Source organism: Aeromicrobium phragmitis (assembly GCF_003674095.1).
In the GTDB taxonomy this organism is placed as follows: domain Bacteria; phylum Actinomycetota; class Actinomycetes; order Propionibacteriales; family Nocardioidaceae; genus Aeromicrobium; species Aeromicrobium phragmitis.
Genome location: NZ_RDBF01000002.1, coordinates 86,939 through 100,888 on the forward strand (window position 1 = coordinate 86,939; position 13,950 = coordinate 100,888).

Annotated in this window: 15 protein-coding genes; 14 read left to right on the forward strand and 1 reads right to left on the reverse strand. The window is 69.6% G+C overall.

The genetic code is table 11. The features are described 5' to 3' along the window. Positions 1 to 408: 408 nt before the first annotated feature. Positions 409 to 897 carry a redox-sensitive transcriptional activator SoxR gene (soxR, locus tag D9V41_RS03290; RefSeq protein WP_208006720.1) on the reverse strand — a complete coding sequence of 163 codons (489 nt, stop codon included), beginning with the start codon at positions 895 to 897 and terminating at the stop codon, positions 409 to 411. Positions 898 to 951: 54 nt separating this feature from the next. Between soxR and D9V41_RS17710 the strand changes: the two genes are divergently transcribed. From D9V41_RS17710 to D9V41_RS03355, 14 genes are all read left to right on the forward strand, one after another. Then, complete coding sequence (locus tag D9V41_RS17710) at positions 952 to 1,101, forward strand: hypothetical protein (protein ID WP_166375899.1); 150 nt, start codon at positions 952 to 954, stop codon at positions 1,099 to 1,101. Then, entirely contained in the window at positions 1,098 to 2,453 is a 1,356-nt protein-coding gene (locus D9V41_RS03295; RefSeq protein WP_166375900.1) for an MFS transporter, read from the forward strand. The genes D9V41_RS17710 and D9V41_RS03295 overlap by 4 nt, the downstream gene beginning before the upstream one ends. A gap of 63 nt (positions 2,454 to 2,516) precedes the next feature. Continuing rightward, the gene (locus D9V41_RS03300; RefSeq protein WP_121793360.1) at positions 2,517 to 3,818 is read left to right on the forward strand and encodes a homoserine dehydrogenase; all 1,302 of its coding nucleotides are present in this window, start codon (positions 2,517 to 2,519) and stop codon (positions 3,816 to 3,818) included. After that, positions 3,818 to 4,882 carry a threonine synthase gene (gene thrC / locus D9V41_RS03305; protein ID WP_121793113.1) on the forward strand — a complete coding sequence of 355 codons (1,065 nt, stop codon included), beginning with the start codon at positions 3,818 to 3,820 and terminating at the stop codon, positions 4,880 to 4,882. Before D9V41_RS03300 ends, thrC begins: the two co-directional genes overlap by 1 nt. After that, a complete protein-coding gene (gene thrB, locus D9V41_RS03310) occupies positions 4,879 to 5,757 on the forward strand; it encodes a homoserine kinase (protein ID WP_121793114.1) in 879 nt (292 codons plus the stop codon). Before thrC ends, thrB begins: the two co-directional genes overlap by 4 nt. 222 nt (positions 5,758 to 5,979) lie before the next feature. Then, positions 5,980 to 7,866, forward strand: coding sequence for a transcription termination factor Rho (gene rho / locus D9V41_RS03315; RefSeq protein ID WP_121793115.1), 1,887 nt, complete (start codon positions 5,980 to 5,982; stop codon positions 7,864 to 7,866). A gap of 483 nt (positions 7,867 to 8,349) precedes the next feature. After that, on the forward strand, positions 8,350 to 8,556 hold the full coding sequence (rpmE, locus tag D9V41_RS03320; RefSeq protein ID WP_121793116.1) for a 50S ribosomal protein L31: 207 nt from the start codon (positions 8,350 to 8,352) through the stop codon (positions 8,554 to 8,556). A gap of 85 nt (positions 8,557 to 8,641) precedes the next feature. Beyond that, a complete protein-coding gene (gene prfA / locus D9V41_RS03325) occupies positions 8,642 to 9,706 on the forward strand; it encodes a peptide chain release factor 1 (protein WP_121793117.1) in 1,065 nt (354 codons plus the stop codon). Next, positions 9,703 to 10,536 carry a peptide chain release factor N(5)-glutamine methyltransferase gene (gene prmC / locus D9V41_RS03330; protein WP_121793118.1) on the forward strand — a complete coding sequence of 278 codons (834 nt, stop codon included), beginning with the start codon at positions 9,703 to 9,705 and terminating at the stop codon, positions 10,534 to 10,536. Before prfA ends, prmC begins: the two co-directional genes overlap by 4 nt. A gap of 36 nt (positions 10,537 to 10,572) precedes the next feature. Further along, the gene (locus D9V41_RS03335) at positions 10,573 to 11,160 is read left to right on the forward strand and encodes a CDP-alcohol phosphatidyltransferase family protein (RefSeq protein ID WP_121793119.1); all 588 of its coding nucleotides are present in this window, start codon (positions 10,573 to 10,575) and stop codon (positions 11,158 to 11,160) included. Next, the gene (locus D9V41_RS03340; protein WP_121793120.1) at positions 11,157 to 11,654 is read left to right on the forward strand and encodes a hypothetical protein; all 498 of its coding nucleotides are present in this window, start codon (positions 11,157 to 11,159) and stop codon (positions 11,652 to 11,654) included. Before D9V41_RS03335 ends, D9V41_RS03340 begins: the two co-directional genes overlap by 4 nt. 59 nt (positions 11,655 to 11,713) lie before the next feature. Continuing rightward, positions 11,714 to 12,358 (forward strand): L-threonylcarbamoyladenylate synthase, encoded by a 645-nt coding sequence (locus tag D9V41_RS03345; protein WP_121793121.1) that lies wholly within the window; start codon positions 11,714 to 11,716, stop codon positions 12,356 to 12,358. Beyond that, on the forward strand, positions 12,358 to 13,479 hold the full coding sequence (locus D9V41_RS03350) for an MraY family glycosyltransferase (protein ID WP_121793122.1): 1,122 nt from the start codon (positions 12,358 to 12,360) through the stop codon (positions 13,477 to 13,479). The genes D9V41_RS03345 and D9V41_RS03350 overlap by 1 nt, the downstream gene beginning before the upstream one ends. Further along, positions 13,476 to 13,910 carry a Cg1360 family ATP-synthase-associated protein gene (locus tag D9V41_RS03355; RefSeq protein ID WP_121793123.1) on the forward strand — a complete coding sequence of 145 codons (435 nt, stop codon included), beginning with the start codon at positions 13,476 to 13,478 and terminating at the stop codon, positions 13,908 to 13,910. Before D9V41_RS03350 ends, D9V41_RS03355 begins: the two co-directional genes overlap by 4 nt. Positions 13,911 to 13,950 lie beyond the last annotated feature (40 nt).

The following is a 13,950-nucleotide window of genomic DNA, read 5'->3' on the forward strand; positions in this document are numbered from 1 at the left end:
GTCGAGTAGCGACCGAGGGACGAGGGAGCGCCTCGAGACCACGACGCAACGTGGTCTCGATACGGCCTCCGCAGAGCTCCGGCCTACTCGACCACCTACGGGCGGGTGAGGTGGTCGAGTAGCGACCGAGGGACGAGGGAGCGTATCGAGACCGGCTTGCGCAACGTGGTCTCGATACGGTCGGTCGCTGAGCGACCTTCCTACTCGACCACCTACACCGCGGTGGCGTGGTCTCGATGCGGCCTCCGCAGGGCTCCGGCCTACTCGACCACCTACACGGTGGTTAGGTGGTCGAGTAGCGACCGAGGGACGAGGGAGCGTATCGAGACCATGACGCAAGCTGGTCTCGCTCCGCCGCGGCTATGCCCCAGGTGCGACGGCTCCGTCGTCGGTCGCTGAGCGACCTCGCTACTCGACCGACTCCGCCGGGTGCCTTCCCGCGCGGGCTGGGGGCATGCGTCGGGGGCCGGGGCCTTCGTCGGCCAGGCGGTCGTCGGGGTTGTAGAGACTGCAGGACTTGAGTGAGAGACAGCCGCAGCCGATGCAGCCATCGAGCTTCTCGCGCAATCGTTGCAACCCGGCGATGCGTTCGTCGAGTTCCTCGCGCCATCCTCGGCTCAGCCTGGCCCAGTCGGTCTTCGTGGGAGAACGATCCTCCGGTAGCGTGCTCAGCGCCGCCCGGATACGGGTCAACGAGATGCCGACGCTCTGCGAGACGCGGATGAATGCCACGCGCCGCAGGATGTCGCGGTGGTAGCGGCGCTGATTGCCCGCCGTGCGCTCGCTGGCGATGAGTCCCTCCCGCTCGTAGTAGTGCAGGGTCGACACCGCGACGCCGGTGCGCCGGGCGATCTCTCCGGGGCCCAACGAGTGGCTGCGCAATTCACGGTGGGACACATCACTCTCCTTCGCGTTGACCTCAACCTTACTTCAGGTTGTTCGATCGATGGCATGACGATCTCATGGCTCGCGGTGTTCGCCGTCCGCGCCCTCCCACCCCGCAGCGACCAGCCCTCCTCCGCGCCTCTGCGCGACATCGAGCACGCCCGGCGCGTGCGGGAGGCACTGCGCGACGCGTCGCTCGCCCGGGTCGTGCGATGACGGCCGTCGAGCTGAGGAGCCCGTGGCGCGCGAGCGGGTTGGGCCCCGCAGTCATCGGACTGTTCATCACCGCGTTCCTCGTCGCCTTCGAGTCACTGGCGGTGGCGACGGCATTGCCGATCGTCGCCGAGGATCTCGACGGGTTGTCGCTGTACGCGGTGTCCTTCGCGGCTCCGGCGGCGACAGCCGTCGCGGCGATGACGGTGGCCGCATGGGGATGCGAGCGGTACGGCCATGCGCCCGTCATGGTGAGCGGCGTGCTCGTCTTCGCCGCGGGGTTGCTCGCGGCCGGAGTCGCGAGCACCATGACGCAGTTCGTCGTCGGCCGTGGGGTGCAGGGGGTGGGGAGCGGACTGATCGGGGTCGCGCTCTACGTGCTCGTCGGCCGCACCTTTCCGCCAGAGCTTCGTCCTCGGGCCTTCGTCGTGCTCACCAGCGCATGGGTGTTGCCGGCGATCGTGGGTCCGGTGCTCGCCGGTACCGTCGCCGAACACCTCGGCTGGCGCTGGGTGTTCCTCGGAGTGCCGATGCTCGCCTTGGCGGCCCTCGGGCTCTTACGGCCCGCGCTTGCCAGCTCGCGCGCGGACGCGACGGCGGTGGCCGACGCCGGGCGGATTCGCCGTTCGGTCGTGGTCGCCTTAGCAGTGTTCGCGGTGACCGTCGGCGGTCAACGAACGGTGGGGTGGTGGCCCGTGCTCGTCGTCGCCGGTGCCGTGACCGCGGCCGCCGCCGTGATCGCCCTCCTGCCGCCGGGGACGTTCCGGGCGCGCCGGGGGCTCCCGTCGGTCATCGCCACCCGAAGCCTCACGAGCACCGCGTTCTTCGCGGTCGAGTCCTTTCTACCGCTGGCGCTCGTGCAGTTGCGGGGTCTGTCCGCGACGGCCGCCGGACTGTTCCTCACCACGACCGCGGTGCTCTGGTTCGCCGGGTCATGGTGGTCGACCCGCTCGCGGTGGTGGCAGTCGCGCCGTCGGCGCACCGTGTTCGGGTCCGGGGCGGTCGTCGCCGCGGTCGCAGCGGCGGCGGCAGCGACCGTCGACGCTGTCCCCCTCGCGCTGATCGCGGCCGGCTGGGCCGTCGGCGGCCTCGGGATGGGCATCGCGATGCCGACCCTCAGCGTCCTCGTCCTCGACCTGTCGACATCGCAGACCCAGGGGCGCAACAGCGCCTCGATGCAGACGAGCGATGCCGTGCTCCAAGCCTTGGTGATCGCCGTGTGCAGCGGGGTCTTCGCGGGCCTGCTGGCCAGCGGCGGCGCGACCCCCTTCATCGCTGTCTTCGCGATCGCGGCCGTGGTCGCCGTCATCGCCGTGCCGGTGTCGATGCGAGTCGTCCCCGACGAGAGTCGTTGACCGCAGGTCGGGACATGGCGTCGGAGCTCACGCCGACGCCGATAGGCTGAGCAGGTGACCACCATGCCTCTCGCGGACCGCCGCCCATTGCGCATCGCCCTGCTGGGGTGCGGTGTCGTCGGCACCGAAGTGGCCCGGGTCCTCACGAGCGACGCCGAGGAGTTCGCCCGCCGCATCGGTGCTCCGATCGAGCTCGTCGGCATCGCCGTGCGCCGTGCCGGCCGCCGACGTGACCTCGACGTGCCCGACGACCTGTTCACCACCGATGCGATGGGACTCGTCACTCGCGGCGACATCGACGTCGTCATCGAGGTCATCGGCGGCATCGAGCCCGCGCGCGAACTCATCCTCGCGGCGCTGGAGCACGGTGCCTCGGTCGTCACCGCCAACAAGGCCCTGCTGGCCGAGGACGGGGAGACGCTCTACGAAGCCGCCGCCAAAGCCGAGCGCGACCTGTATTACGAGGCGGCCGTCGCCGGGGCGATCCCGATCGTGCGTCCCCTGCGCGAGTCGCTCGCCGGTGACCGGGTCACCCGTGTGCTCGGCATCGTCAACGGCACCACCAACTTCATCCTGGACGCGATGTCGACGACGGGCGCCGGGTTCGCCGACGCGCTCGACGAGGCACAACGGCTCGGGTACGCCGAGGCCGACCCGACCGCGGACGTCGAGGGCTTCGACGCGGCCGCCAAGGCCGCCATCTTGGCCGGACTCGCCTTCCATACGCGCGTCACCATCTCCGACGTGCACCGCGAGGGCATCACCGAGGTCACCGCCGCCGACGTGCGATCGGCCGAGGAGATCGGCTCGGTCGTCAAGCTGCTCGCCATCTGCGAACTCGACCGCCACGGCGCCGTCTCGGCACGAGTGCATCCGGCGATGATCCCCACCTCGCATCCGCTCGCGAGCGTGCGCGGCGCCTACAACGCCGTCTTCGTCGAAAGCGAGGGCGCCGGCCAGCTCATGTTCTACGGGCCCGGCGCCGGAGGGCCCCCGACCGCGAGTGCCGTCCTCGGCGATGTCGTCACGGTCGCCCAGCACCGGCTCGCGGGGATCAGCGGCGTGGGCGAGTCCGCCCATGCGAGCCTGGAGATCGTGCCGATCGGCCGGGCCCGCACGCGCTATCACGTGGCGATCGACGTCGACGATCGCCCGGGTGTCCTCTCGGCCGTCGCGCAGGCGTTCGCGGCGCACGACGTCTCGATCAAGACCGTTCGTCAGGAAGGCCACGGCGGCGATGCGCAGCTGGTCGTGGTGACGCACGAGGCCGAGGACGCCGCGCTGTCGGCCACCGTCGCCGACGTGCGCGAGCTCGACATGGTGCGAGGCGTGTCGTCCGTCATGCGCGTGGAAGGAGTGTCCTGATGGCGCAGCCGTGGCGCGGAGTCATCACCGAGTACCGCGAGTGGCTCCCGGTCACCGATGCGACGCCCACCATCACCCTGGGTGAAGGCGGCACGCCGCTCGTCCACTCGTCGTGGCTCTCCGGACTCGTCCGCGGGGACGTCTTCGTGAAGGTCGAGGGCGACAACCCGACCGGCTCGTTCAAAGACCGCGGTATGACCGCGGCGATCTCGGTCGCGGCGGGCGAGGGTGCCAAGGCGGTCGTGTGCGCGTCCACCGGGAACACCTCGGCCTCGATGACCGCTTACGCGGCGCGAGCCGGCCTGACACCGATCGTGCTGGTGCCGCACGGCAAGATCGCCGCCGGCAAGATGGCGCAGGCCGTCATGCACGGTGCCGACATCATCCAGGTTCGCGGCGGATTCGACGAGTGCCTCCAGGTCTCGCGCGCGCTCGCCAAGGACTACCCGGTCGCACTGGTCAATTCGGTCAACCCCGTGCGGTTGGAGGGCCAGAAGACCGCTGCCTTCGAGATCGTCGATGTGCTCGGCAAGGCCCCGGACGTCCACGTCCTGCCGGTCGGCAACGCCGGCAACATCTCCGCCTACTGGATGGGCTTTCGCCAGTACGCCGAGGCCGGCCTCGCCTCGAGCCGGCCGGCCCTGTGGGGCTTTCAGGCCGCAGGCGCCGCACCGCTCGTGCGCGGCGAGATCGTGCGCGAACCCGACACCGTCGCCACCGCCATCCGCATCGGCAACCCGGCCTCCTGGTCGCTCGCCGAGGCGGCGCGTGACGAGTCCGGCGGCCGGATCGCGGCCGTGACCGATGAGCAGATCCTCGAGGCTCAGCGTGAACTCGGTGCGCATGAGGGCGTCTTCGTCGAGCCCGCCTCGGCGGCCGGTGTGGCCGGACTGCTGGCGGCCGCCCGCGCCGGCGAGGTCGCGCCCGGCCAGACGATCACCATCACCGTCACGGGTCACGGCCTGAAGGACATCGACACCCCGCTGTCACGCATCGGGTCGATCGTCGACGACGTCGTCGATCCCACCGTCGAGGCCGCGGCCGAGGCGGCGGGGCTCGCATGAGTTTCGTCCAGCACCCGGTCACGGTCCAGGCGCCGGCCACGAGCGCCAACCTCGGCCCCGGGTTCGACGCGCTGGGCCTGGCGTTGACCTTGCACGACACCGTGACAGCCGAGGTCGAGGGGGACGGCCTGTCGATCGAGGTCCGTGGTGAGGGGGCCGACGAGGTCCCGCGCGACGCCTCGCACCTGCTGTACCGTGCGATGTCCGCAGCCTTCGATCTGCTGGGCGAAACGCCCGCGGGGCTGCGGCTGACGTGCGAGAACGTCATTCCGCACGGGCGCGGCCTCGGCTCCTCCGCAGCGGCGATCAGCGCCGGTATCGTGCTCGCCCGAGCCCTCGTCGACGGCGGTGATGACCGGCTCGACGACCGCGCCGTGCTCCAGTTGGCGACGGATCTGGAAGGCCACCCCGACAACGTCGCCGCAGCGTTGTCCGGCGGCCTGGCGATCGCGTGGATCGACGGGGCGGCGGCCGAGGCGGTGCGCCTCGATGTCGACGCCGACGTGACCGTCTTCGTCCCGCCCCAGGCGGTGGCGACCGAGACCGCCCGCGGGCTGCTCCCGGCCGAGGTCGCGCATGCCGATGCCGCGTTCAACGCCGGCCGGGCCGCGCTGCTGATCGCGGCGCTACGTGACGAGCCCGCGCGACTCATTTCGGCGACGGAAGATCGTCTGCACCAGTCGTTCCGTGCGGAGGCCATGCCGGCTTCGTACAAGCTGTTGCGCCAGCTGCGGGTCGAGGGCGTTCCCGCGGTGATCTCGGGTGCGGGTCCTAGCGTGCTGGCCTTCGCGCACGGCATCACCGACGCCGCTCCCAGCGGCTGGAGCGTCCACGAACTCGGCGTCGCGAAGCTCGGTACGCGCATCGTCGCCTGAGCGCTCGAGACCGACACGCAGAATTCGTACCCCGGAGGAAATACTCCGTCGCCCTGGGGTGTTACAGTGGTGAATGTCGGAGTCGAGAAGTCTTCTCCCCGACGCCACGCCACCTTCAGTGCCCGTCAGATGCGGGCCCGCCCATGTTGAGAATCCGCTCGGGTTGTGGTGCTTCCATACCGAGCCAATGGGTTAGTGGCTGTTCAGAAGGATTGAAACCGAGTGACTGAAACCAGCACCACCGAGACCGAAGCAGCGCCGAAGAAGCCGGCGCGCAAGTCCGGAGGCTCCCTCGGCGGCAAGGTGCTCGCCGAACTGCAGGAGATCGCCGCGGGCTTGGGCATCGACGGTTCGAAGATGCGCAAGGGCCAGCTCATCGACGCCATCAAGGAAGCGCGCGGAGAGGCCCCCAAGGCTGAGAAGCCGGCCGCCGCGTCTTCGACCGCTCCCGCCGCCGACGAGGCCGGCGAGGGCAAGTCGCAGCAGGAGGCGGCACCCGCGCGCCGCTCCCGCCGCACGGCCGCGCCGAGCGACGACGCCTCCGACCAGGCCTCCGCGCCGACGAGCGAGACCGCCGCCAAGGAGTCGTCGAGCAACGAGACCGAGGCCAAGAGCGCCAACAAGGGCGGCGAGGCCAAGAAGCGCGACGCTGCCGACCGCGACAAGAGCACGTCCGATCGCGGCGACAAGAACGACCGCGACGACAAGAACAAGTCCGACGGCAAGAACGAGCAGCGCGACCGCGGTAACGACAACCGCGGCAATCAGCGCGACGACAACCGCGGCGGCAACGACAGCCGCGGCGGCAATGACAACCGTGGCAACCAGCGCGACAACAATCGTGGCGGCGGAAATCGCGACGACAACCGCGACGACGCCGGGGGCAACCGCCGCCGCAACCGTCGCGGCCGAGGCCGTGGCAACAACCGCGGCATGGAGGCTGAGCCGAGCTTCACCGAGGACGACGTTCTCGTCCCTGCGGCCGGCATCCTCGACATCCTCGACAATTACGCGTTTGTCCGCACGACGGGCTACCTGCCCAGCGAGAACGACGTGTACGTCTCCATGTCGCTCGTGCGCCGCCTCGGTCTGCGCCGCGGTGACGCCGTGGTCGGTCAGGTGCGCCAGCCCCGCGAGGGCGAGCGCAAGGAGAAGTTCAACCCGATGGTCAAGATCGACTCGGTCAACGGGATGGAGCCGGAGGAAGGCAAGCGTCGCGTCGACTTCGGCAAGCTGACGCCGCTCTACCCGTCCGAGCGCCTTCGCCTCGAGAGCGAGGCCGGTGGCACCACCGGTCGCGTCATCGACCTCGTCTCGCCGATCGGCAAGGGCCAGCGCGGCCTCATCGTCTCGCCGCCCAAGGCCGGTAAGACGATGACGATGCAGCAGGTCGCCAACGCGATCACCGAGAACAACCCCGAGTGCCACCTCATGATCGTGCTCGTCGACGAGCGCCCCGAGGAGGTCACCGACTTCCAGCGCACCGTCAAGGGCGAGGTCATCGCCTCGACCTTCGACCGTCCGGCGTCGGACCACACGACCGTGGCCGAACTGGCGGTGGAGCGCGCCAAGCGACTCGTCGAACTCGGTCACGACGTCGTCGTGCTGCTCGACGGCATCACACGCCTGGGTCGTGCGTACAACCTCGCCGCTCCCGCGTCCGGCCGCATCATGTCCGGTGGCGTCGACTCCTCGGCGCTGTACCCGCCGAAGAAGATCTTCGGTGCGGCGCGCAACATCGAGGACGGCGGCTCGCTGACGATCCTCGCCACCGCGCTGGTGGAGACCGGATCGCGCATGGACGAGGTGATCTTCGAGGAGTTCAAGGGCACCGGCAACTGGGAGCTGCGCCTGCGTCGTGACTTCGCCGAGAAGCGCATCTTCCCGGCCATCGATGTCGCTGCGTCGAGCACCCGTCGTGAGGAGCTCCTCATGGCCAAGGACGAGCTCGCGATCGTCTGGAAGCTGCGGCGCGTCCTTTCGGGCCTGGAAGGTCAGCAGGGCCTCGAACTCGTGCTCGACAAGCTCAAGAAGACGTCGAGCAACGTCGAGTTCCTCATGCAGATCAACAAGACGATGCCCGGCGGCGCCAGCAACGGCGACGACTGATCGCGACGTCCGTCGCGGTCACGGCTGCCGCGGCCGACTGCGGGCCGACTGCGGGCCGACCGCCATCGTCGGCATCGAGCGCCACCTGTCCGGGTTCTCTGGACGGGTGGCGCTCGTCGTCATGCGGCGTCCCGGCTTTCGGTGGCCATGACGTCGACCTCGCCTCGCTGCACGAGCGGTACCGTGCGCGGTGCGGGGTCAACCTGTCCTCAGGTGGGGCGGTGCGTGGTGAACGTATCGGCCGAGGGAGCGGTGCGTGGTGAACCTCATGACGCTCCAGAAAGGTTGGCCACGCACCGCTCCCAGGTGCGGGCGCTCGGGAAAGGTTGGCCACGCACCGCTCCCACGTGCGGGCGCGCGGTTCCGGGGAACAAGACGGGCCCGGACTTGGTTGTACGAGAGGCAACTGGCAGAATTGCCCCTTGGTTCTGGTTCACGGACTGCGCCGTGGTCCGACCCAGCGACCGACAGAGAGGACTCACCATGAAGCAAGGCATTCACCCCGAGTACGTGGAGACCCAGGTCACCTGCACCTGCGGCAACACCTTCACGACGCGCAGCACCGCGACCGAGGGCACACTCCGCGCCGACGTGTGCTCGGCCTGCCACCCGTTCTACACGGGCAAGCAGAAGATCCTCGACACCGGCGGACGCGTCGCCCGCTTCGAGAAGCGCTACGGCAAGAAATAACGCCGTCAGAACGCCGGTCCTGCAGTGCAGGACCGGCGTTCTCCTGTGCGCAGGCGTCGTACGGATGAGCGAGTAAGGAGCGGGAGTGTTCGAGGCGGTGGAGGGGCTCGTGCGCGAGCATCGCGAGCTGGAGAGCGCCATGGCCGATCCGGCCGTGCACGCCGATCCTGCACGCGCCAAGAAGCTCGGCCAGCGCTACGCGGAGCTGACCGCGATCGTGCGGACCTACCGTGACTGGCAGCAGGCCAGTGACGACATCGAGGCAGCCCGCGAACTCGGCCTCGACGACGAGGTCGGCGACCTCGAACGGCGCATCCCCGAGCTCGAAGAGCGATTGCAGCGGCTCCTCGTGCCCCGCGACCCCTCCGACGGCAAGGACGTCATCCTCGAGATCAAGGGCGGGGAAGGCGGCGAAGAGTCGGCGTTGTTCGCTGGCGACCTGGTGCGGATGTACACCCGTTACGCCGAGCAACACGGCTGGCGCACGGAGATCCTCGACGCCACCGAGTCGGCCTTGGGCGGCTACAAGTCCGTCACCGTCGCGGTCAAGGCGAAGGGCACCCCGGAGCCGGGGGAGGCGCCCTATGCGCTGCTGAAGTTCGAGGGAGGTGTCCACCGCGTGCAACGCGTTCCGGTCACCGAGTCGCAGGGACGCATCCACACCTCCGCCGCCGGCGTGCTCGTGCTGCCCGAGGCGGAGGAGATCGACGTCGAGCTCCACGACAACGACCTGCGGATCGACGTCTTCCGCAGCTCCGGACCCGGCGGTCAGAGTGTCAACACGACCGATTCGGCGGTGCGCATCACGCACCTGCCCACCGGGATCGTCGTGAGCATGCAGAACGAGAAGAGCCAGCTGCAGAACAAGGAGCAGGCATTGCGCGTGCTCCGCTCGCGATTGCTCGACGCCGCGCAGGCGGCCGCGGACGCCGAAGCCGCCGACGTGCGCAAATCGCAGGTCAGGACGGTCGACCGTTCCGAACGCGTCCGCACCTACAACTTCCCGGAGAACCGCATCTCCGACCACCGCACCGGTTTCAAGGCCTACAACCTCGACCAGGTCATGGACGGAGCGCTCGACGACGTCATCACCTCGCTCGTCGAGGCCGACCTCGCCGAGCGCCTGGCCTCCCTGGAGTCGGCCGAGTGAGCACGAAGGCCCTCCTGGAGCAGGCCACCGCCCGCTTGGCCGAGGCGGGCGTCGCGTCGCCTCGCGTCGACGCAGAGCTGCTGCTCAGCCACGTCACCGGCATGCCGCGCGCGCTCCTCGTCGTGGCGGCACGGGTCGACGACGTCCAGCGGCGCAGCTTCGCCGAGCTCGTGGACGCGCGGGCCCGGCGCGTCCCGCTTCAGTACCTCACCGGCAGCACCGCGTTCCGCTACGTCGATCTCGAGGTCGGGCCCGGCGTCTTCGTGCCGCGCCCCGAGACCGAGCTCCTGGCGGGCTGGGCGATCGAGGAGGCCGCGCCGCACGAGCGGCCGGTCGTCGTCGACCTGTGCACCGGCTCCGGCGCGATCGCGCTGTCGATCGTCCACGAGGTACCCCAGGCGAGCGTTCACGCTGTGGAACTCGACGAGAAGGCGTTCGGGTGGGCGCAGCGCAATCTCGACGGGACGGGCGTCGACCTCCGTCAGGGGGACATGGCAGAGGCGTTCACCGACCTCGACGGGTCGGTCGACGTCGTGGTGACCAATCCTCCCTACATCCCGCTGGAGGCGTGGGAGAGCGTCGCGCCCGAGGCGCGCGACCACGACCCGGCGCTCGCGCTGTGGTCCGGCGACGACGGACTCGATGCGATGCGCGTCGTGGAGCAGGTGGCGTGGCGATTGCTCAAGCCCGGGGGAGTCGTCGGGGCCGAGCACGCCGATGCCCAGGGGCAGACGGCGCCCGGGGTGTTCGCCGAACGATGGGCCGAGGTCCACGATCACCGTGATCTCGCGGGACGACCCCGGTTCGTCACGGCGCGCAAGCCAGGCTGACGTCGGCGCGGTAACGCTGCAGCGTAGGGTTGACACGTGAGCGCGCAGTTGCCCGGTCCGGGGCCGTTCAAGACGATCCCGAACCTCGTCACCGTCGTGCGCACGGTGGCGGCGACCGCGCTCGGCCTCATCGCACTCGGCGTCGACGACCGCGTTCCGTGGCTCATCGCGGGGTACCTGACCTACTGGCTCGGCGACAGCCTCGACGGCCTCCTAGCCCGGTTGTTGCACCAGGAGACACGCGCCGGTGCCGTCTTCGACATCTGCAGCGACCGCCTCTGCACCGCGATCCTCGCCTGCGGTCTGGCGCTGGAGCAGCCGCACCTCGTCGTGCCGATCGCGATCTTCCTGCTGAACTTCATGGTCGTCGACAACGTGCTCTCGTTGTCGTTCCTGCTGTGGCCGATCGTCAGCCCCAACTACTTCGGCCAGGTCGACCAGACCGTCTTCCGATACAACTGGTCGCACCCGGCCAAGGCCCTCAACAACGTCGGAATCGTCGTCGCCGTCGTCATCGGCAACCTCTGGCTCGCGCTCGTGATCGTGCTCGCGCAGCTCGCCGTCAAGATCGTCAGCGCAGTGAAGGTGGCTCGGCTCAGCACCCACCGAGAGTCGGTGGCGTGAGCGATCTGCTCACCGTGCTCAGCGCGCTGGGCTTCGGTGTGTTGTCGTCCATCATCCCGCTGTTCAACTCCGAGCTGTACGTCGGTGTCGTGGCGGCGGCGGCGCGGCCGCAAATCACCGCCATCGCGGTGCTCGCGATGGCCGTCGGTACGGTCGCCGGCAAGCTCTTCTTGTTCGTGCTGGCGAGCCGTGGCTCGGAGAAGTTCGGCGTCGGCAAGGCCATGAACGGCGAGGAGAAGCCGCTGCCCGCGACGCGCTTCAAGCTGTGGTTGCGCCAGACGAGCGATCTGCTGATGGCCTGGCTCGGGGACTCGCGCCTCGGGCCGTTGACGATCCTGTTGGCGGCGTCCGTGGGGATTCCGCCGCTGTTCGTCGTCGCCGTGATGGCCGGCGTCGCGCGCCAGAACATCGTGCTGTTCGCGGTCGCGGTCTTCGTCGGACGGCTCGCCCGCTTCGCCGTCGTCGCCGTCCCGATCGCCCTCGCCGCCCACTGAGAGAACCCGGGCCGCGTCCGGGGATCGGCGATGCGGTGGCGGCGACTACGCTGTCCCGCGTGAGAACGCACGACTTGGCGCAGGATCTCGAGGCCGGTATCGCCGCTGCCGAACGCGCTGTTCGCGACGGTCATCTGGTCGTGCTCCCGACCGACACCGTCTACGGCGTCGGCGCCAACGCGTTCGCGCCGGCGGCCGTTCAGCGGCTGCTCGAGGCGAAGGGCCGTACCCGGCAGAAACCGCCTCCGGTGCTCGTGGGCCGGGCCGGCACCCTCGATGCGCTCGCCATCGACATCCCGGGGTGGTTGCGCCGGATGCTGGACGACTTGTGGCCCGGCGCGCTCACGGTGGTGCTTCGCGCGCAGCCGTCCCTGACGTGGGACCTGGGCGAGACGCACGGCACCGTCGCAGTGCGCGTCCCCGGCGATGAGCGAGCCCGCCGGTTGCTCGACGTGACCGGCCCGCTGGCGGTCAGCAGCGCGAACCTCACCGGCCGGCCTGCGGCCACGACGGTCGAGGAGGCGCAGGAGATGCTCGGCGAGAGCGTCGCGGTGTACCTCGACGGGGGGCCGTCGGGCGAGGCCGTGCCGTCGACGATCCTCGACGTCACGGGCGCGACGCCACGTATCCTGCGGCAGGGCGCGGTCCCGCTCGACCGCCTGCACGAGTTCAACAACACCATCGAACCGGCGGCGGGGGAGTAGTGCGCGAGTACCTCGTCGTCTTCGGTATCGCCCTCGGGGTGACCTACCTGTTGGCCTCGATCGCCCGGCAGTCGGCCCACACCCTGGGTGCCGTCGCCCGGGTCCGCGATCGCGACGTGCACGCGGTGCCGATGCCGTACTTCGGCGGTCCGGCCATGCTCGGCGGCCTCCTGGCCGCGTATCTGGTGGCGACCCATCTGCCGTTCCTGTCCCGCGGTGACACGACCGTCTTCGAGGACGTTCGTGCGGTGATCGTCGGCGGAGCGCTCATCTGCGCCGTGGGAATCATCGACGACGTCTTCGAACTCGATGCGCTCAGCAAGTTCGCCGGCCAGGTGTTCGCCGGCGTCGTCGTGGTCGCGATGGGCGTGCAGTTCGTCTATCTGCCGTTGCCGGGTACCTATTTCGGCCTCGATCAGGTTCAGGCGATGATCCTCACGGTGCTGCTGATCGTGGCGACCGTCAACGCCGTCAACTTCGTGGACGGGCTCGACGGACTCGCCGCCGGCATCGTCGGTATCGGCGCCATCGCGTTCTTCATCTACGCCTTCGTGCTCGCGGTCGAGAACGGCGAGTCGCGGGCGATGTCGTCGGCGTTGCTCACCGCCGGGCTGGCCGGGGTGTGCCTCGGCATCCTGCCGCACAACTTCTTTCCGGCGCGGATGTTCATCGGCGATTCGGGCTCGATGCTGGTCGGCTTCGTCCTGGCCTGCTCGGCGATCAGCCTCACCGGCCAGTTCCCCGCGACGAGCATCTCGGAGGGCATCGGCGGGTCGGACGCGAGTTTCGTGGCGGCCTTCCTCCCGCTGATCCTGCCGTTCGCGATCGTGTCCATCCCGTTCGTGGACATGGGGCTGGCGGTCATCCGGCGCACGCGCGCGGGCCGCTCGCCCTTCAGCCCCGACAAGATGCATTTGCACCACCGGCTGCTCGAGATCGGCCACTCGCACCGGCGCGCGGTCCTGCTCATGTACGCGGCCGCCGCCCTCGTGGCGTTCGGCGTGGTGATCTTCAGCCTGTTCAGCGGGTGGCAGCTCGTCACCGTCTTCGGCCTGCTCACGGTGCTCGTCGTGGGGGCGATCGTCCTGCTGCCCCGCTTCGAGGCGAAGGTGTGGAAGTGAGACGTCCTCGGCGGATCACCGGTCTCGTCGCCCTCGTCGTGGTCGCCGTGTGCGCCGGGTTCGGTGCGCATCAGGACGGAATCGCAGGTGCTGTGTCCGCGCTGGTCGGCGGCGCCGTGGTGATCGTGTTCCTGGGCTCGACCGCGGCGGTGCTCGGGCCGATGGTGAAAGTGCTGCCGCACGCGTCGATGGCGACCTCCATGCTGTTCTACCTCACGAAGATCGCCGCGCTGCTCGCGCTGTTCGTGGTGCTCCAGGACTTCACTCGCCCCGCCGGACCCCTCGACCGTGGCATCCTGAGTGGTACCGTCATCGTCGCCACCATCGTCTGGCTCGTGACCCGCACCATCGACGACACCCGCGCCAGGGTGCCGACCTTCGACCTGCCTGATGACTCTGACAGTGCCCCTGATACGTTGGAGGGGCAGTGAGCGGCGTCTCTCCCGCGCACTGTGCTCCCGTGACGCAAGC

Bases quoted from the DNA above. Each gene is read 5' to 3' on its own strand.
- rpmE (WP_121793116.1), top strand. From the start codon at position 8,350: ATGAAGCAAGGCATTCACCCCGAGTACGTGGAGACCCAGGTCACCTGC.
- D9V41_RS03295 (WP_166375900.1), top strand. From the start codon at position 1,098: ATGACGGCCGTCGAGCTGAGGAGCCCGTGGCGCGCGAGCGGGTTGGGC.
- thrC (WP_121793113.1), top strand. From the start codon at position 3,818: ATGGCGCAGCCGTGGCGCGGAGTCATCACCGAGTACCGCGAGTGGCTC.
- thrB (WP_121793114.1), top strand. From the start codon at position 4,879: ATGAGTTTCGTCCAGCACCCGGTCACGGTCCAGGCGCCGGCCACGAGC.
- D9V41_RS03300 (WP_121793360.1), top strand. From the start codon at position 2,517: ATGCCTCTCGCGGACCGCCGCCCATTGCGCATCGCCCTGCTGGGGTGC.
- D9V41_RS17710 (WP_166375899.1), top strand. From the start codon at position 952: ATGACGATCTCATGGCTCGCGGTGTTCGCCGTCCGCGCCCTCCCACCC.